Origin of the sequence: Pseudoalteromonas sp. M58, from assembly GCF_042604605.1 — a bacterium.
GTDB classification, from domain to species: Bacteria; Pseudomonadota; Gammaproteobacteria; order Enterobacterales; family Alteromonadaceae; genus Pseudoalteromonas; species Pseudoalteromonas tetraodonis.
Map to the genome: position 1 here is coordinate 1,882,119 of NZ_CP152390.1, position 18,565 is coordinate 1,900,683.

General features: G+C 38.8%; 17 protein-coding genes. 6 read left to right on the forward strand and 11 right to left on the reverse strand.

Features of this window, described 5'->3' with window-relative positions:
• Window positions 1-25 precede the first annotated feature (25 nt).
• Window positions 26-2,149, reverse strand: a complete 2,124-nt coding sequence (helD, locus tag AAGD16_RS08675; protein ID WP_290190518.1) for a DNA helicase IV — start codon at window positions 2,147-2,149, stop codon at window positions 26-28.
• A gap of 205 nt (window positions 2,150-2,354) precedes the next feature.
• Between helD and AAGD16_RS08680 the strand changes: the two genes are divergently transcribed.
• Entirely contained in the window at window positions 2,355-4,397 is a 2,043-nt protein-coding gene (locus AAGD16_RS08680) for a methyl-accepting chemotaxis protein (protein ID WP_096038502.1), read from the forward strand.
• Between the two features lie 72 nt (window positions 4,398-4,469).
• On the opposite strand, the gene AAGD16_RS08685 is transcribed toward AAGD16_RS08680, so the two are convergent.
• The 3 genes from AAGD16_RS08685 to AAGD16_RS08695 all read right to left on the reverse strand — a co-directional run bounded on the left by AAGD16_RS08685 (window position 4,470) and on the right by AAGD16_RS08695 (window position 6,688).
• The gene (locus AAGD16_RS08685; RefSeq protein ID WP_377111274.1) at window positions 4,470-5,177 is read right to left on the reverse strand and encodes a pirin family protein; all 708 of its coding nucleotides are present in this window, start codon (window positions 5,175-5,177) and stop codon (window positions 4,470-4,472) included.
• 29 nt (window positions 5,178-5,206) lie between these two features.
• Complete coding sequence (locus AAGD16_RS08690; RefSeq protein ID WP_024601612.1) at window positions 5,207-6,157, reverse strand: glutathione S-transferase family protein; 951 nt, start codon at window positions 6,155-6,157, stop codon at window positions 5,207-5,209.
• Between the two features lie 78 nt (window positions 6,158-6,235).
• On the reverse strand, window positions 6,236-6,688 hold the full coding sequence (locus AAGD16_RS08695) for a DoxX family protein (RefSeq protein ID WP_290171833.1): 453 nt from the start codon (window positions 6,686-6,688) through the stop codon (window positions 6,236-6,238).
• A 124-nt stretch (window positions 6,689-6,812) separates the two neighbouring features.
• Between AAGD16_RS08695 and AAGD16_RS08700 the strand changes: the two genes are divergently transcribed.
• On the forward strand, window positions 6,813-7,712 hold the full coding sequence (locus tag AAGD16_RS08700) for a LysR substrate-binding domain-containing protein (RefSeq protein ID WP_024601610.1): 900 nt from the start codon (window positions 6,813-6,815) through the stop codon (window positions 7,710-7,712).
• A 74-nt stretch (window positions 7,713-7,786) separates the two neighbouring features.
• Here the strand turns inward: AAGD16_RS08700 and AAGD16_RS08705 are convergent, their stop codons facing one another.
• The 3 genes from AAGD16_RS08705 to AAGD16_RS08715 all read right to left on the reverse strand — a co-directional run bounded on the left by AAGD16_RS08705 (window position 7,787) and on the right by AAGD16_RS08715 (window position 10,731).
• On the reverse strand, window positions 7,787-8,197 hold the full coding sequence (locus AAGD16_RS08705) for a hypothetical protein (protein ID WP_013465125.1): 411 nt from the start codon (window positions 8,195-8,197) through the stop codon (window positions 7,787-7,789).
• A 207-nt stretch (window positions 8,198-8,404) separates the two neighbouring features.
• Entirely contained in the window at window positions 8,405-9,250 is an 846-nt protein-coding gene (locus AAGD16_RS08710; protein ID WP_290191063.1) for an HDOD domain-containing protein, read from the reverse strand.
• 182 nt (window positions 9,251-9,432) lie between these two features.
• Window positions 9,433-10,731, reverse strand: coding sequence for a porin (locus AAGD16_RS08715; protein WP_377111278.1), 1,299 nt, complete (start codon window positions 10,729-10,731; stop codon window positions 9,433-9,435).
• 346 nt (window positions 10,732-11,077) lie between these two features.
• Here AAGD16_RS08715 and AAGD16_RS08720 point away from each other — a divergent pair, with 346 nt between their 5' ends.
• Window positions 11,078-11,323 carry a hypothetical protein gene (locus tag AAGD16_RS08720; RefSeq protein ID WP_013465128.1) on the forward strand — a complete coding sequence of 82 codons (246 nt, stop codon included), beginning with the start codon at window positions 11,078-11,080 and terminating at the stop codon, window positions 11,321-11,323.
• Window positions 11,324-11,399: 76 nt separating this feature from the next.
• On the opposite strand, the gene AAGD16_RS08725 is transcribed toward AAGD16_RS08720, so the two are convergent.
• The 3 genes from AAGD16_RS08725 to AAGD16_RS08735 all read right to left on the reverse strand — a co-directional run bounded on the left by AAGD16_RS08725 (window position 11,400) and on the right by AAGD16_RS08735 (window position 14,032).
• Window positions 11,400-12,743 carry an SPFH domain-containing protein gene (locus AAGD16_RS08725; RefSeq protein WP_013465129.1) on the reverse strand — a complete coding sequence of 448 codons (1,344 nt, stop codon included), beginning with the start codon at window positions 12,741-12,743 and terminating at the stop codon, window positions 11,400-11,402.
• The gene (locus tag AAGD16_RS08730; protein ID WP_024601607.1) at window positions 12,736-13,074 is read right to left on the reverse strand and encodes a hypothetical protein; all 339 of its coding nucleotides are present in this window, start codon (window positions 13,072-13,074) and stop codon (window positions 12,736-12,738) included. The genes AAGD16_RS08725 and AAGD16_RS08730 overlap by 8 nt, the downstream gene beginning before the upstream one ends.
• A 145-nt stretch (window positions 13,075-13,219) precedes the next feature.
• Window positions 13,220-14,032, reverse strand: coding sequence for an alpha/beta fold hydrolase (locus AAGD16_RS08735; protein ID WP_377111280.1), 813 nt, complete (start codon window positions 14,030-14,032; stop codon window positions 13,220-13,222).
• Between the two features lie 249 nt (window positions 14,033-14,281).
• Here AAGD16_RS08735 and sbcB point away from each other — a divergent pair, with 249 nt between their 5' ends.
• Window positions 14,282-15,727: an exodeoxyribonuclease I gene (sbcB, locus tag AAGD16_RS08740; RefSeq protein ID WP_096038507.1), complete on the forward strand. Its 1,446-nt coding sequence runs from the start codon at window positions 14,282-14,284 to the stop codon at window positions 15,725-15,727.
• Window positions 15,728-15,939: 212 nt separating this feature from the next.
• On the opposite strand, the gene AAGD16_RS08745 is transcribed toward sbcB, so the two are convergent.
• A complete protein-coding gene (locus AAGD16_RS08745; protein ID WP_058154791.1) occupies window positions 15,940-16,821 on the reverse strand; it encodes an NAD(P)-dependent oxidoreductase in 882 nt (293 codons plus the stop codon).
• Window positions 16,822-16,941: 120 nt separating this feature from the next.
• Here AAGD16_RS08745 and AAGD16_RS08750 point away from each other — a divergent pair, with 120 nt between their 5' ends.
• Window positions 16,942-17,484, forward strand: coding sequence for a glutathione peroxidase (locus tag AAGD16_RS08750; protein ID WP_013465134.1), 543 nt, complete (start codon window positions 16,942-16,944; stop codon window positions 17,482-17,484).
• A gap of 88 nt (window positions 17,485-17,572) precedes the next feature.
• Window positions 17,573-18,553 carry a 2-hydroxyacid dehydrogenase gene (locus AAGD16_RS08755; RefSeq protein WP_058154793.1) on the forward strand — a complete coding sequence of 327 codons (981 nt, stop codon included), beginning with the start codon at window positions 17,573-17,575 and terminating at the stop codon, window positions 18,551-18,553.
• Window positions 18,554-18,565: the final 12 nt, after the last annotated feature.

Sequence of the window (18,565 nt, forward strand, 5' to 3'; positions counted from 1 at the left end):
GCTTATTCGTTTGCCACTAAGCGGTTTATACCTGCGCTACCACTTTACTAGCTATGTTTTTTAACTCTTTTAGCTCAATTTGATACTCGTTTATGAGCTCGTCAACAAAACAGCTGCGGTTGTTGTCATCACTTATGATAAACACCTTGTGTTTAGCACGAGTGAGCGCCACATAAAATAAGCGTCGCTCTTCGCTATGGGCATACAAATCTTTAGCGGGTAACAGAGCTTCTAACATTGCCGGCGATGGCTTAGTGCTCGGAAATCCAAATTGCCCGCCATGCATACCTAATATAACTACATAATCGGCTTCTTTACCCTTTGAACCATGAAAGGTATCACACTCAATTTGTAATGAAGAAAAGGTGTGCTCCAAGGCGTTAATGTCAGCTTTAGTAGGTAACTGATAGCGATAGCGTGCCAGTAAATACACAACAGCGGGCTTATTTTTATTGATAGTGTCGAGTAAATGGGCAAGTGCCCCATTATTTAGCTCAGCTATTTTTGTATTTTTGCTTGAGATAACATTCGCTGTTTTTAATACGCTAATAGCGGGCTTTATCACTTGTGATAACGAGTTAATTTGCTTAGCTAACTGGGCAGGGTTTTTCATGATAAAACATGAAGCAACCTCACTAATTTTATTATTAAAACGAAACGTAACATCCAGTATGGTTTGTGTAGTAAAACCAAAATGTGCGGCAAACTCTGTGGTCAGGCGCATATCAGCACCACTAAAACGGTAAATAGCTTGCCAGTCATCGCCTACTACAAACAATGAGCTCCTGGGCTTACTATCGCGCAGCGCTTTAACCAATGCCGCACGCGTGGGCGATATATCTTGAAATTCATCGACCATGATATAACGCCAAGGTGAAGCAAATTTCCCTGCAGTGACGTAATCAAGAGCTTTGAGGATCATATCGTCAAAGTCTATTTCACCTTTAGTATGTAAATAATGGTTATAGTTGGCTAATAATGGCTTTAATAGTTTCCAAGTCTGCTGTAACTGCTTTGAGTCGCTTTCAAAGGTTTTGTTTGCTGTTTTATACACACTTATTAATTGACTAAATAAAGTTGCTAATTTGGTTAAATGACCGCCAGTTTTTATCTCTTTTAGAAGCGCTATATGGTTAGGCTTTGCAGCACTAAATTCAAACCCACTTTTAACGTCATTAAAATTGTTATTTATATAGTTTACCAATGCTTTAGCATACTGTGGCTTAGCATTAGCAAGCGATTCAAAACACCCTTCAACCCATTTTATTTTAGCTTTTTCGTTTTCAGCAAGTTTAGATATTTTAGGCGTTTTTCTCTCAACCTCACTAATAATTGTTAAACCTAAGCTGTGAAAAGTAGCGGTTTTTATAGCCTGTGTATTCAGCTTAGCTTTAATACGTTCGTCCATTTCACTGGCAGCTTGCTTACCATAGGCGAGTAATAAAATATCATCGTAATTAGCTTGCTCACTGTTAACTAAATAGCCCGCTCGCGCCACCATTACACTGGTTTTACCTGTGCCGGCTCCGGCTAATACGAGGTTATTATCGTCATCGATGATGCATGCCCGTCTTTGCTTTTCAGTAAGTGGGTTTGCTTCAACGTTATCGAAAAAACCAGCATAACGCTGCAACTGTGTCTGTGTGTATTTATGCTGTAAAAAGCGAGTTAATGAATCGCTCCACTGACTATATTGTTCGAGCAGTTTTATTTGTGTGCTAACAACTGCCAATGCCTCACTCTTTTTTATCCAAGGTAACCAGCGGTTGTATTGTTGTTTAACGCGCTGTTTTATATCTGCCACATAGGATTGACGCAAAAATTGATGATGTGCAAATTGGTTAATATTTTCTAGCAGCTCATTTAATGGTTCAATATTATTATTGACCCATAGCTGATCCGTCTTGGCTTTAAGTATTCGGTGACTGCCATAAGCCCTCATCCACACTCGATACTGCCTAGACTGTGTTGAAAAACGTAGTGTTTGTCCAAAAACCCCATATTCATAACAAATAGGCGAGGTTAAATCGCACCAATTCAGTGTATCTGTGTGCTTTTTGTTGTTAATGACTAAACCTTGTTGATTAATATCAACAGCGAGGTGTGGGGTAAACAGGCGGCCAAATACGCTGGGGAAAATAGAATTCATTAACAGCAGAATTCCTTTATAAAAATGAACCAATTAACGCTATTTTAAGGTAATACGCGCTGTAAGGATAATAAATCTGGCGGTAAAATTTCAACGCGTTAAAGTAGAACAAAAAACAACCAATCAATTTATCCATTTCCTTGGCATAACTCCCTATTGTGACTAATATTTACTCTACATACAGTGATTTAACAAGGATTGAAACATGCGAATTAACTCAATTAGAACCAAAGTTATTTTACCTATTGCTTTTTTAGCACTGATCCTTGCAGGTTTACTTGTTTCAATTGCATCAATTACTTACATACAAGACAACGCGATGAAAAGGCAAACCGAAACCTTTTTTGAAGCCGTTACCGTTATTTTAAATGCTGACAGAGACATATACCAAGCACGTATTGCACTGGAAAATCTACTCAGTGCCACAGGCGATAATGAGACCAATAAAGCAGAGTTTTTAGAAAACGCTGAACAAGTCAAAGACCGCTTCAACAAATACTTAACGTACTTAAAAGATGAACGAGCACTATTGTCAAAACATGACTCTTTTTCTCGTTTTGCGCCTTTATACAATCAATGGCTAGACCACAGTAAAACGTTAATGGATTCCAGTCACTCACAAAGTAAAATGCAAAGTGATTTGAATCAAACTGAATCTGAATTTTTACAAATACGAGAAATGATGGATCAAGCAGGTGAAGAGCTTCGCATCCATACCAATAAACAGCAGCAAGATAAAGTCGGCTCAGAGTTATTAAGTCGCTATGTAGAAGCAATGGCCGAGGTGCTCAATGCAGATAGAGATATATACCAAGCTCGACTAGCAAAACAAAAAATTGTAAACCAACATGGCGAATTGGCACAAAACCAAAAACTATTTGAAGAAAATGCAGCTCAGGTTATTCGTCGTTTTAATAGTTACCGCAGCTACTTAATTGATGAGCCACAACTGACACAAAAATACGCTAATTTTGATCAACTTTATCAACAGTGGTACGAGAAAGGAAAAGCGTTAGTTTACTCAAGTTCGGCTAATCAAATAGCCTTAATTGATGATAATTTAGCGCAAGCAGATAAAAGCTTTAATGAATTGAGAGAAATACTTGATATAGCGGGCGAAGAAGCGCGAACCTATGCCCGAAAAGTAAAACATGAAGTGCAAGCTAGCATTCAACTTTTTGAAAAAATTGTGTTTGTTATCATTATTATTGCCTTTATTGTTGCTTTAGCTGTGGGTTATTACATCCCTAAAAAACTCACCGACAATATAAATAATATTACTCTACGAATCCAAGAAATTGCCGCTGGTGATGGTGATTTAACGCAAAGAATTAATACTACATCACATGACGAGCTCGGTGAGCTGAGTAATGAGTTTGATAACTTTTTAGCACACCTGCAGCAAATAATAAAAAACATTCAGCAGCAATCCATTCAACTAGGTACTGTGACCGGCGATCTTAATAATGTCTCTGATACCGCGATGGACGTGACCCAGCAACTTGCTAATGCGTCTGACTCTATTGTAAGCGCTGGTCATGAAATGGATATGGCAAACCAGCAAATGGCTGAGCTGGCTAAAAATACCGCCCACGAAGCTGATATTTCTAGCGAGCAGGTACAGCAAGGAGTTCAAGCCATTGATGTATCAAGTAAAGCAATTGAAGATTTAATCAATGATATTCAATCGGCTTTATCTAATTCTATTGAATTAGAAAGTAGCTCAACCGATATTACGTCTGTACTTGAGGTCATTAGAAATATTGCCGAACAAACTAACTTATTAGCGTTAAATGCCGCGATTGAGGCTGCCAGAGCTGGCGAGCAAGGCCGAGGGTTTGCCGTTGTCGCTGATGAGGTTAGAACGTTGGCTACTCGCACACAACAAAGCACCGATGAAATAGATACAATGATCCAACGCTTAAATAACAATGTAAAAGCGTCATCAGATTCTATTAAAAACAGTCAAACAAATGCTAATGCCACACTCAGTAATTTTGATGCCGTTATTAGTATTTTTAGCAACCTAACTCACGCCTTTGAAAAAGTGCAGCAAATGTCGGCCGAAACCGCACAAGCAACACAAGAACAATCCCATGTAGCAAACGAGATTAATAGAAATTTGGTATCGTTAAAAGAACAGTCAGCACAAATGAAACAAATCTCTGAGCAAACAACATTGCAGTCAAAAAATGTATCAGCGCTTTACAAGCAAATGAAATCGCAAGTAGATAGCTTTAAGGTATAGTGCTGTATGTTTTTAAAACAATGGCGCAGTGTTTACTGCGCCATTAAGATAAACCCAACTAAGCCGAATAGCCTAGGCTAGTGTATCAATAATAATTATTTCACACTCTGTTGCTGCAGTTAGCGTGATAAAATCAGCATGAGTGACCTCAGCACCATCCCCTTTGTTCATGGTAATTACACTGCTTTTGTCATCTACAGTAAATACACCATCAGATGCAAGTACATAAGCTTGATGATCAATACGCTGAGTGATGGTGGTACCTTTTGCAATCTTTCCACCATAAATGCGTGCTTGTTGATTGATAAATAAGGTGTTACCCGCATCTTCTGCATAACCCGACACTAAAAGCGTAAGCTCGTTAGCTACGTCGGTCGGAAATTTTTTACTTTCCCAACGCGGCGGCACATCTTGTTTATTACTTTGAATCCAAATTTGATAAAAAGTAAGTGGCTCATTGGTACGATTATACTCAGAATGCACAATACCTGTGCCTGCACTCATTACCTGCACTTCACCTTGCTCGGTTATGCCTTTATTACCCATACTATCTTGATGAGTAATGGCACCACTGCGTATGAAACTAATAATTTCCATATTTTTGTGTGGATGCGCTCCAAATCCCATTTCAGGTGCAACCCAATCATCATTAACAACGCGTAATGTACCAAAGCCCATACGTGCCGGATTATAGTAATGTGCAAAACTAAAATGATGTTTAGATTTAAGCCAACCGTGATCGGCACTGCCTAAACTGTTCTTTGGATAATGATTGATCATGGTCTTTCCTCAAAAAGAATAAACATTAATTAATATGGACGTTCACGGTCGTGTGGAGCATCAAAATGATGCTTTGCACCCAGCGGTACTATTTGTGTTGGATTAATCGTTAAGTGGCTTACATAGTAATGCACCTTTGTGTACTCTAAATCGACTGTTTCTTTAACACCCGGTACTTGGTACAGCTCGTTAACGTAATTGCTAATATGGTGAAACTCGCTTAATTTTTGACGGTTACACTTAAAATGCCCGTGATACACCGCATCAAAGCGAATAAGGGTTGTAAATAAACGCCAATCAGCTTCTGTAATAACATCACCAACGAGATAGCGCTGCTTAGCTAAACGCGCTTCTAGCCAGTCTAAACTATCAAATAGTGCGGTGTAAGCCTCATTGTAAGCTTCTTGTGTAGTAGCAAAACCGGCTTTATATACGCCATTATTAATGGTGTTATAGACACGGTTATTCACGGCTTCGATTTCTTCACGAAGTGGCTCTGGATAATAATCATCAGTATTGCCAGTGAGCTCATTAAACGCACTATTAAGCATACGAATAATCTCTATTGATTCATTATTTACAATAGTTTGCGTTTTTTTATCCCATAAAATCGGCACAGTAACCCGCCCTTCATAACTAGGATCGGCTTTTAAATACAATTGATAAGCGTAATCTAAGTTATAAAGTGGATCGCCCTGCTCGCCAAATTCCCAGCCGTTTTCCATCATGGGCGCTTCAACAATACTCATAGAAATAATGTCTTCGAGCTGCTTTAATTTACGAAAAATAATCGTTCTGTGCGCCCATGGGCACGCTAGCGATACATATAAATGATAACGCCCCGCCTCAGGGGTAAATTTGCTTTGTGGCGCTGATGAAATAGTATCCCTAAAACGGCTGTCTTGGCGTACAAATTTACCGTCGCTTTTTTCGGTGTCGTACCATTTATCGACCCATTCACCGTTAACAAGTAATCCCATGTCCGTCTCCTAAGTATGTAGAATGTGCCAACCTTACGCAGATTGGCAGCTTAAAGTTCAATCAGTTATATGATCAGCTTATTGGTTTAATTTGTTATGAATTTTTCCATCAAGGGATAGCTTTCCAGCTCCTTGAATAAATAAGGCCAAGGTAATTGCCAACAACGATAAACCAAACTCGTAACCGTTGTTGCTCATAAATAAGCCGTTATCTATATGTACGGTAAAAATAGCAACCACCATAGTGATAGCCAGTACAAAACTCGCAGGACGCACCAGCAAACCAGCGATAAGTAGTAATCCACCAAAAAATTCAGCGCCACCCGCCATTAATGCCATTAAATAGCCCGGTGCTAAGCCAATCGACTCCATCCATTGCCCTGTGCCTTCCAAGCCATAGCCACCAAACCACGCAAACAGTTTTTGTGCCCCATGAGCACTAAACACTAATCCTGCAATAAGCCTTAATGGTAGTGTTGCAAAAGACTGTTCAGTTTTTGTGATGGCAGCTGTGATATTTTTAATCGTCATAATGTTTACCTGTATTGTTTCTGTTGATTATGCAGCTATTGTATAAGTTGAATTAAAATTAAATAACTCCTATTATTTGCTTTATATGTTCAAATATTTTGAACATTTAATATTTGGTATGATGATGAATACACCCCCTATTAGCATAGAAGCTTTACTGGTATTAGACGCCATTGAGCATCGTGGCAGTTATGCAGCCGCTGCAGAACAACTTAATAAAGTGCCATCAGCCCTGTCGTATATTGTTAATAAACTTGAAGAGCAATTAAATGTAACTTTATTTCAGCGCCAAGGTCGGCGAGCAGTTTTAACCCCCGCAGGTAAACATTTACTGAGCGAGGGGCGTAAAGTGCTCAATGCTATAAATAATTTATCGGAGCAAACACAAACCATAGCTAATGGCTGGGAGCCTAGAATACGGATTGCTTGTGACTCAATTATTGACGTAACTAATGTTTTTGCTGCTTTGCAACAATTTTTAATTGAACATAAAAGCATTGAAATTGATGTAAAAGAAGAGGTCATGAGCGGTACATGGGAGGCGTTAATAGAAGACAATGTTGACTTAGTGATTGGTGCACCCGCCCCCGTGCCTGCTCAAAAAGGGATCAGAGCAGTGAAAATAACGGATATTCAAAATGTACTTGTGGTTCACCCAACCCACCCTTTAGCAAAAGAGCAAAAACCCATCAAGCCTAGTGAGCTTGGTCAATACACCACAGTGATAGTTCATGACTCTGCAAAACAAAGTATTCCGTGGTCAGCTAATTTAATCGAAGGTAGTCAACGTTTTTATGTAAGCTCCGTAAAACAAAAAATTACCGCTATTTTATCGGGAATCGGGATTGGTTATTTACCAGTAAACCTTATTGCTGAACATATTAAAGCTAAAAAACTTCATGTTGTGGAGCTCATTGAACCACGTCCTATTCAAGACTTATACCTTGCATGGAAAATAACCAACAAAGGTAAAGGATTAAAAAAATTGACTCAACTTTTAATCGACAATAATTTACAGACATGAAATAAGCCAACTACATAAATGCAAAAGCCCATGCTAACTAAATTAGCATGGGCTTTTTTAATCACTAATAGATGTTATAGAGCAAGATCTTGCTTAGCACGTGTTAAATTGTGCGACACTAACTCGTTACCTGATATTTGCTGTGCTTCGTAAAAGTCAGATAACGCTGCGGTTTCGTTTTTAGCCATTAAACGGCCAACACCGCGGTTACTTAAAGCAAATGAGGTCAGCTCACGTACTTTAAAACGTGGGCCTGTACTTTGCTGTAATAATGTAATTGCTTTTGAGCAAATTTCTTCAGCTTGGCTGTAGTTTTTTGATTTTACATTTAATGCGCAACTGTTAAATGCAACTTCGAATTCTTGTGGGGCTGTTGCAGCCTCTTCAATAACCATTAACTTGTAGTCACTTTGATCAGCCATTACAGCAGCTGAGCAAGTTAATAAAGAGCCAAGAGCGATGGTTTTGATAAGTGAGCGTTTCATGATTAGTTTCCTATTTGGTTAGTCGTGCTTGTTGCCGACAACTAAACTTTAGAGTGTTTACTTAATCTCGACAAACGATTAAAAACAAACCAATAAGTGAAAAAAACTAACCTATAGACTTTAGTCTAATTAAACTGAGCATATTCGTTTTAATAAAAGCGACAAATAACCGCTCGTTTAACTAGGCTGCAAACCCGGCATGATTATTTACTGATTTAAGTAATCAATAACTTCTTCTTGTAAATCAATATATTCATCTTCAGACATATTTAATTTTTTAAGTATAAACGGTTCAAGGCGCTCCCAATCTTTAATTTTTTCATCACGTAAAATACTATTTACTATGCTTTCAGAGAGCTTTAACACACAAAAACAGAGCTGTTGATTAGGATCGGATGTGTCCTCAAGTAAACTTAAATCATGATGGCGTAGAATAAGCTGGCAAATATCTCTTGGTAAATGCCAACTCGATGCTAAGTAATAGCCGATAATGGCATGATTAGCGCCATAAACACGATCTTCAATATCAACTAAACTTTCTTTACTGCTTCTATTTGAACCATGCAGCACATTGACGTAGTCGTCATATTTAATCGCCATCGGAACTATGCCGCAATCATGAAATAAACCGAGAGTGTATAAGTATTCAACTGGAATTTTATTTTTTACTCGCTGCCCAACAATCATGTTTACATTAGCAATTTCAGACGCGTTATCCCAAAAACGCTCTAAACTAATACAACATGTTTTTTGTAAAAACATTTGCTTTAATTTAAGCGCAGGAATAAGTGCTTCTATGCCATTCCAACCTAAAAACATGATGGCTTGTTTTATGTCAGCAATGCTTCGCACTAAGCCGTAAGCGGGTGAATTAACAATTTTTAAAATAGCAGACGATATGGCCACATCTTTAGCAACTATATCTGCAGCAGCTATTAAAGACGGCTCATTTTGATGTGCTAATTTATCAAGATCATCTAAAATTTGCGGTTTTGGGGGAATAATAAAGTTTTTGTTTACATCAGATAATACCTGCTCATTAACGACAAACATCGATGTCTAGCCTCCAGCTAAGCTATATGGATTATTTATTTAATTCCATTTGAACTTTTATACTAGAAGTTGATTAGAGATTTATCAATTTGTAGGTGCTGAAATTGGTAGGGTAAAAATAATTTTTAAAACCAAAGCAGCACACGCCCGGTATATAGACGTGTGCTTTGAATACTAGCTTATTAGAAGTAATAGCCAATATTAATGTTGAAGCGGCGTTCAGTTTCGCTGCTATCGCCCGCTAATGAACCACCAACAAACGGCATGTTTTTACCATGAACTAAGTCAAAGTATGTAAATAAACCACCTGCAGCAACCGAGAAACCGGTTACGTTCATCCAGGTATCTCTGCTGTTGTCTGATTTGTCGTAAATAGCGCTGTAGTCATTATAAAACTGTAAGTTTGTTACTGCGCCCCATTGCACCGGCACACTGTATGCTACGTTTGCACTCGACATAGTTGCTTCCGCTGCCATGCTATCGTAAAACGAGTAAGCGCCTACAGCAATACGGTTTACGTTATCAATATCGTAGTTGTATTCGCCATGTTGTAATTGCAAGTTCCAAGGGCCCATATTACTGTTTAAGTGAAGCGCCCATGCGTTATAGTCACCTGCGCGGTCAACACCATCATGCAAGCCACCAGCAAGCGCTGACACACCAATTTCAGTTTTACCACCCTCATGCTCTATGTGGTAGCCGTAACGACCTGAGAACGTATTATATTCGCCAATTGGATTGGTCGGCTCAGCGTAAACACCATCACCAGCTTCTCTAAAACCAACAATATCGTATGAGTAGCGATCGCTGCGGTTATCTACATAACCATCAACACCACCTAATTCATCATTTTTGAAAAAGCCTAAATCAAGCTGCCAGTTATCGGCAATTTTACGCTTAAATAACACCCCTAAATCGTGGTCGTCTTCAAGGCCTACGTAATAGTTAGTGCTGAAAAAGTAGTTATGTGAATTGTAAGGCCAGTTACCAAAAGGAACCTGAGTAATACCTGCTTGAACTTGCCAATCATCAGCAAAATCGTAAGCAGCATAGGCGTATTTAACAGCTGTCATGTAATCAAAAAAACGAATTTCAGCGTTTAGTTTTACATCACCCACATCGCCTGAGAAATTTAAGCGAAAAATATCAAAGTCAAAATCGCCGCCGCGATTTTTATTGTCGTCATCATACGAGGTGTGGCTATAGTTGGTTCGAACAGCACCGCCAATTTTAATTCCCTGAGGCTTGTGTTCATGTTTAGCTACTTTAACTTCAGCTGTATCTTCTTTCACTTCAATGGTGCGCTCGATTGTCTTTTCACTTTTTTGCTCTGCTTTTGCAAGTTGCTTTTGCAGCATTTCCACTTGTTTTTGTAAGCTGCTTAATTGCTGCTTTACTTTATCAAGATCTGTATCTGCATGTGCCGGATGTGAAAAAACAACCATAGCCACTGCCAGTGCTAAAGGTTTCATAGGTGTCATAATTTGTCCTTGCTTGCCTTGTTGATGTTATTAACTCGAACTTGGTCAGCGTGAGCTAAGTACCTGCTTGATTTTACATGTTGTTTTACAATGATAACGTATTTTTACAACTCTTCAATTACACTTTATGATTTTGCGCAACACACCAGCAACACACACTACTTTTTAGCAGGGTAAGCATGACAATTAATCATCATTTTAATAAATGAAAGCAGCAGCTTGCAAAATTAAAGCTTAAAAAAATAGTAGGATGATCATGTACCTATTTTTAATGTGTTATTATTTAAAAATCATATTTAAAACAGCCAGTTTGTTGCTACATATATAAATTAAGGATTCTCCAAAAATGAAAAATAACGATACCTTTAACACAATTGCTACGTTAATTTTTAAGCATCTTTATAATAACTTTCCAAGCCCAAGCCAGTTAGATCCTGAACAATTAATTAGCGATGCCTCAGATCATCAAGGTGAGCAAATAAAAGGAACAATTGCGTTTCTTCTTCATGAGGAATATATATTTTCGACGCCCAGCGCCACTTTTTTGCTAACCGAAAAAGGCTTTAGCCACGCTTTGTGTCCTAAGTTTTAAACTCACCACTTACAAAGCGATACCACAAAAAAAGCCCTAGCAATTAAAGCTAGGGCTTTATAATGATTTTTAACGTTTATTTTTTCTCTTTTTCTAAACGCTTCTTAAGGCTCAATGCCGCGTCGGCCGCCAGTAAGCGCATAAATTCAGAACCATTATTTTGCTCACCCTGCCCTGCACCTATAACAATTTCAGGCACTAAGCGACTGTTACCTAAGCTATTAAATAAAGCCGTTTGAATTTTAACTTCTGCTTTAAGTGTTTCATCAAATACATACTTAGGATCAAGCGCTGCTGATTTTGCGCGTAAACGTGCTTCAGCTAAAACGTCCATACCTAATGCTTCTAAGCGTTGCTGTTTTAAAATTTCTTCTTGCTCTTTTGCAAGCTCCGCTTTAACAGCTACACGTTGCTGGGCAGAAATAATCGCATTCGCTTTTATTCGTTCTGCATCAATTTGCTCTTTAATTTTTAGCTTTTCAGACTCAGCTCTTTGCTTTGCAATCGCTTGTTCGCCTAATGCCACTTCAGTACGTGCTTGTTGCTCTGCTTTTTTAAGGTTTTGTCTTGCCAGCGCTTCATCAGCAGCCGCTTGTTTTTGCGCCTCTAAACGTGCATTTACTTTATTTTCGTAATCAATATCAATAATACTCGCATCAACGACTGTGATCCCATAAGAGCCTAAAATAGGCGCATTACGTAGCGGATTACCTTCAGCATCCTTCTTTATATTAATGGTAACGCGTTGTTGCTTACTTAAATTACTTAAATCATCTGACTTATCACGCTCACCGGTACTAATAATTTGCTCAGTAACAAAAATACCATTCGTAAGTTGATCAGAAAAATCTTGGCTTAATTGACCATTACCACCTGAATAATGTTGCTCCACCGACATCATACGAGCCGACGCTTTTACATTTTCTGTTGTTGCACGCATTAAAAGGTTAGAAATTAGGGTTTCTTGGGAGCCAAATTCTTCATGAATTTTTAATAAACCACGCAAAGCACCCGATTCACTAGCGGGTACGTTGCCAGGTAATCTAAAGCGGGAAACACCGCGTGCCCCACCGGTCGTGGTATCTAAGAATCGAATAGGAATGAGTGGTACAATGGCACTGGCTGTTGCGCTGCTATCGCCGGTAAAGTTAATTGAAATAACTTTTTTATAGGCTGATGTCGTACCAAATGCTTTTAAGTAAGGGCCCGCTTGATTTATTACCGTTAAATTACCGGTAAAAGCTGACTGATGAACTAGCCGTTCATCGGCTTCATTCCATGAAATAACCTGCGAAGTTAATGTTGCAATCACTGCTAACACCACAACAACGGATGTTAGTAAAATCACATTACGACGGCCAAAACGTGCCATAAATGAGGTATTTTTTGCCTCAGCGACTGCTTGTTGCTCGCTATCCATTTTTAGTACTCTCCATGTTTAGTTTCTTTTTAACAAAATACGTAATTTCTTGTTCGCTTAAATGCGCACAAAAACTACCCGATCGATGCAAATCTATAAATGTTGCAAGGATCTCTTGTTTGCCTTTAATTGTTTTTTCCTGGTTTTCTTGGGTTTGGTTTTTCTCGCTAAGTTGAGCAATAAGATCATCAATGATGGTGTCTTTATCAAATAACACATTATATTCTTTTGACTTTCTTACTCGGCTCTTACGTATATTGCTGTAAATCACATAAAGCGCCACACACAAAATAATAACAAGCGTACTTAACCCAATAATATAAAAAATCATAACGTCTGCTTATATTAATTGAATAATTAACCATAACAACAAATGTAACGGTTAAATCACAAATGTTAAGCCGATAATTTTACAGAATAACGACCCAAATAACAGAATTAAAACTTGGCTTGTGTATATTTTTGTAAACTAAAAATTAATCAGTGCGATTAAGTAACCTGACTAGCTGGGTGATCACCATTTCTGGCTCATCATTTTGTGGATAGTGGTAACTTTTACTGGTTAGCACTATCTCACCTTGAGGAAAAGCATTAGCCCAGTTTAAATGCAGTTCTCCCCACATTTCACGCCCTTTATCAGTAAAAAATAACACCGATGGATTTTCATATTTTTTAACTGAGGCAATAACCGTCACGGGAATATCTGCTATTTGTGGGTAATCGGGCAAAGGCCGCTTCGACCAAAAGTCTAAATACTGATTCGACATGCCGTTTTTCATATCATCACGTTTTATAGCAGCAATTTCTTTTTCAGCGCGCGGTAAATCAATCTTACGCATAATATCAACATCATGCTCTGAGGCGGGTTCAATTAACATTAACGCTTTAATGTTATCAGGGTAGCTTGCTGCAAATACCCTTGCGATATAAGCACCATAAGAATGCGCCACATAAATCACAGGTTCTTCAATTTTTAACGCTTTAAGTAATAGTAAAGCTTCAGCAGCATACTCCTCAGAGCTATAGTTTTTCTTTATTTGCGCTGAGCCGCCATTGCCAATTCGAGAATAGCGAATTACTTTTGCATACTTAGTAAGCGAGTTATAAATGGGATCCCAATCACTAAGCCCTGCAGAGCCACCCGCCTCGAGTAAAATAGTGTGTTTGCCACTACCCACCATTTCATATTCAATATCAAAGCCATTTACTTTAACTTTAGCAAGCTCAGCAAACGCAGCGGTAGAGGTGATTAATACCCAAAATAGAGTCGTTTTTATTATTAGTTTCATGTTGTTAAAGCTAATTAGTAGTTAGCTTAAGTTTATAACATTAAGCACTATGTTTATAAATAAATTCTCTATCACATACCCTCAAAAATAAATAATCACGTCAATCACTCTTAAATCCTGTTTTGACTGATAGATTTCCCTATTCAAGCCTATAAACCTCTGTAACCCTATGCCATAATCTAAATAATTCATAAATTTAGTAACTTGGCGGTATATAAACCGTTTCAAGCTAACTTATAGGGTTTTTTAATGGCTTATCAAGAGCAAAACCAAGCAACAATCTACTGGCACGACTATGAAACGTGGGGGGCAAGCCCACAAAAAGATAAGCCGAGCCAATTTGCAGGTGTACGCACCGATCTTGATTTAAATATTATTGGCGAGCCGCTTATTGAGTACTGTAAGCCGCAAGCGGATTATTTACCGCATCCTGAGGCGTGTTTAATTACTGGTATTACCCCACAAGTGGCGATGCAAAAAGGCTTAGTTGAGGCTGAGTTTATTGCTAAAATTCATGCCGAATTTAGCGTGCCCAATACCTGTGTGGCTGGTTATAACAGTATTCGCTTTGATGATGAAGTAAGCCGATATAGCTTTTATCGTAACTTTTACGACCCATATGAGCGTGAATATAAAAACAATAACAGTCGTTGGGATATTATAGATTTAGTGCGTGCCTGCTATGCACTTCGCCCTGAGGGCATTGAGTGGCCATTAAAAGAAGATGGCAGCCCAAGTTTTAAACTTGAGCATTTAACTGTAGCTAATGGTATTGAACATGCCGCTGCGCACGATGCATTAAGTGATGTAACGGCTACCATTGCACTGGCTAAATTAATAAAAGAAAAGCAGCCTAAGCTGTATCACTTCTTTTTTAGTTTGCGCAATAAAAAAGCCCTTGCTGAATTGGTGGACGTGTTTAACATGACCCCATTAGTGCATACATCGTCGCGTATTCCAGCAACCCAGGGTTGTACCACGTGGGTGGCACCTATGAGCTTTCATCCTCTTAATAAAAACGCAGTTATTTGTTTTGATTTAACCCAAAACCCACAGGTATTACTTGATTTAAATGTAGAAGAGCTACGCAAGCGTTTATACACCAAACGTATAGATTTAGCAGAGGGTGATTTACCCGTAGGTTTAAAGCTGGTGCATTTAAACAAGTGCCCTATTTTAGCACCAGCTAAAACACTGCTGCCTGAAAACGCTGCTCGCTTGGGTATTGACCGAGAGCAATGCTTGACTAATTTAGCCATTTTAAAAGCCAATACCGAGCTTCGCGATAAAGTCACTGAGGTATTTAATGAGCAAGGCGATTACAGCGCCACCACGAACGTGGATTACTTATTATATGATGGGTTTACTAGCCATGCTGATAAAGCTAAATTTGCGATTATTCGTGATGCAAAACCTGAAGACTTGGCAAGTTTAAAGCTTGAATTTGAAGATCCTAAATTTAATACTTTGTTGTTTAGATACCGCGCGCGAAACTGGCCACAAACGCTAAACCAACAAGAGCTTGATCAATGGCGTCAATATTGCCAAAGCAAGTTAATGCATGGCGAAGATCAGCCATCAATCAGCGCACAAGATTTTATGATCACCCTTGAAAACCTAGCGCATGAGCATGATGACAGCGAAAAAAATCTTACAATTTTAAAAGCGCTGTATAACTACGCGCAAAGCATGTAATTTGCTTTAGTGTATATAACCCATGAAAAACGCGACCCTTTAGCAAAAAGTGTCGCGTTTTTTGTTACTAGGTAAAAAACCAAAAAACTATCTCAACAAGAGAGGTAAATGAGAAAACATAAAACCAACATTTACTGTTTATGATTATCACTTCCTCTAAAAGCGCAGCGCCTCTTAGCCTCTTTGTGAACAGTTTACTTTTACCAATTACATTACTTTTTATGCAGTGCTTCAATACGCGCTAGTAAACTTGAGGTATCGTATCTGCCGCCGCCAAGAGCCTGTACATCGGCGTAGTATTGATCGACCGTTGCAGTCATTGGCAGCGTTGCACCATTATTTTTAGCTTCATCAAGGGCAATGCCTAAATCTTTACGCATCCAATCTACAGCAAAACCAAACTCGTACTCACCTGCCCACATTGTTTTGTAGCGGTTTTCCATTTGCCACGAACCAGCTGCGCCTTTAGAAATGGTTTCTATTACTTTTTCGCCATCAAGCCCTGCTTGTTTAGCAAAATGTAAGCCCTCAGCTAAGCCTTGTACCACACCAGCAATACAAATTTGATTAACCATTTTACATAATTGTCCAGATCCAACTTCCCCTAATAACTGGCTAAAACGGCTAAACGCCGCCATGATAGGTTGTGCTTTAGCAAATACCGTTTCGTTGCCACCGGCCATAACGGTTAATACCCCGTTTTCAGCACCTGCTTGACCGCCCGATACTGGCGCATCAATAAAGTCGATATGCTGTAAAGCCGCTTTTGCCGCAACTTCACGCGCTACCTCAGCAGAAGTAGTTGTGTGATCGATTAAAATCGTGTTTTTGTCCATACCAGCTAAAACGCCATCATCGCCGTATACCACTGACCGTAAGTCGTCGTCATTGCCAACACACATAAATACCATATCGGCACCACTTGCAGCTTCACGCGGGGTAGGTGCAAAACTGCCGTTAAAATCTTCAACCCATTTTTGTGCTTTAGCTGCTGTGCGGTTATAAACACATACGCTGTGCCCCGCTTTTGCTAGATGCCCTGCCATTGGGTAACCCATTACGCCTAAACCTATAAATGCAATTTTTACTGACATAAAAATGACCTATTTAACTGATAACTTAGAAACATAAGCTCGATTATGTCAATCGGCCGCTAAAAAAGCGAATGAAAGTCTTTTAAAATTTCCCTCATACGGAAATTAGGTAGGTAATCTATGGATAGTATTTATCAATTTAACGCACCACTTTGTAATAACGATGATTTTTCTTTGAGTCAGCTAAAAGGAAAAACGGTTCTTATTGTTAATACCGCCAGTAAATGTCATTTTTCTGCGCAATTATGCGCGCTAGAAAAGCTATATCAACAATACAAAAACGATGGGTTTACTATTTTAGCCTTTCCGTGTAATCAATTTGATAAAAATGAGCCATTAGAGGGAATGGCCATTAAAGACTATTATCAAAAACATTTTTCAATTAATTTTGAGGTGTTTAATAAGGTCATGGTAAATGGCCCAGATACGCATCCACTGTTTAGTTATTTAAAGTCTCATACACGAGGTATTGCACAAAACCGAGCAATAAAATGGAACTTCACTAAGTTTTTAGTTAATGCACAAGGGCAGCTGGTTGCTCGCTATGCACCGCGAACTAAACCGGAGTCATTACATAATGTAATAACAAGCTGCTTAGAATCAGTGCCCGTTATAAAACCGACGACCGCTCGTTTAGGAGTCCGTTCGGCTGTATTAAAATAATCCTTTCGTAATTAAAACAACAAGAGTGAAGCATCTATAGTAAGAATAGTTTATGGTAATAAAATAATTGATTACTTGGAGCTAGTTAATGGATATTGCTTTTTTTAGTGCTCAGAAATATGAGCGACCTTTTTTTGAGCAAAGTTTAAATGGCTTTTCTAACATCACTATTACTTATTTTGAGCAAAGTTTATCGCCGCAGACGGCAATATTAGCTAAAAACTTTGACGCTGTGTGCGTATTTGTCAACGATACAGTAGATAAAGCAGTGATTGAGCAACTTTCCACATTGGGTGTTAGCGCTATTTTATTACGCTGTGCGGGGTTTAATAACGTTGACTTGCCTGTTGCCAAACAGCATAACCTCAGCGTATTACGCGTACCCGCCTACAGCCCTGAGGCAGTAGCGGAGCATTGTGTTGCCCTTATGCTTACCCTCAGTCGTAAAACACACAAAGCTTATAACCGCGTGCGCGAAGACAACTTTGATTTAAATGGCTTACTTGGGTTTAACTTACATAACAAGACCATAGGGATTATAGGCTGCGGTAAAATAGGCTTGGCACTGTGTAACATTTTAAATGGTTTTGGCGCTAACGTTTTAGTGTGCGACCCTTTTGCAAAACCAGGCAATTACACTATTACCGATTTAAATACCCTACTTGCCCAAAGCGATATAATTTCACTGCACTGCCCGCTGAGCGAAGATACGCATCATTTAATCGATGACGCTGCATTTAATAAAATGAAAACCGGGGTCATGCTCATTAATACTTCTCGCGGTGCGCTGGTAAACAGCCAAGCGTGTATTAAAGCACTTAAATCACAAAAACTGGGGTACTTAGGGCTTGATGTGTACGAACAAGAATCAGAACTGTTTTTTAAAAACCACAGTGACGAAATAAATCAAGACGATATATTTTCTCGCTTAGTGAGTTTTAGAAACGTGTTAATAACAGGGCATCAAGGCTTTTTTACTCAAGAAGCTCTAACCGAAATCGCTAATATAACATTACAAAATGCAAACGAGCTTGCTCAAGGGCAAACGCTAACCAATCAAGTATTGTAATATCAAGTCATT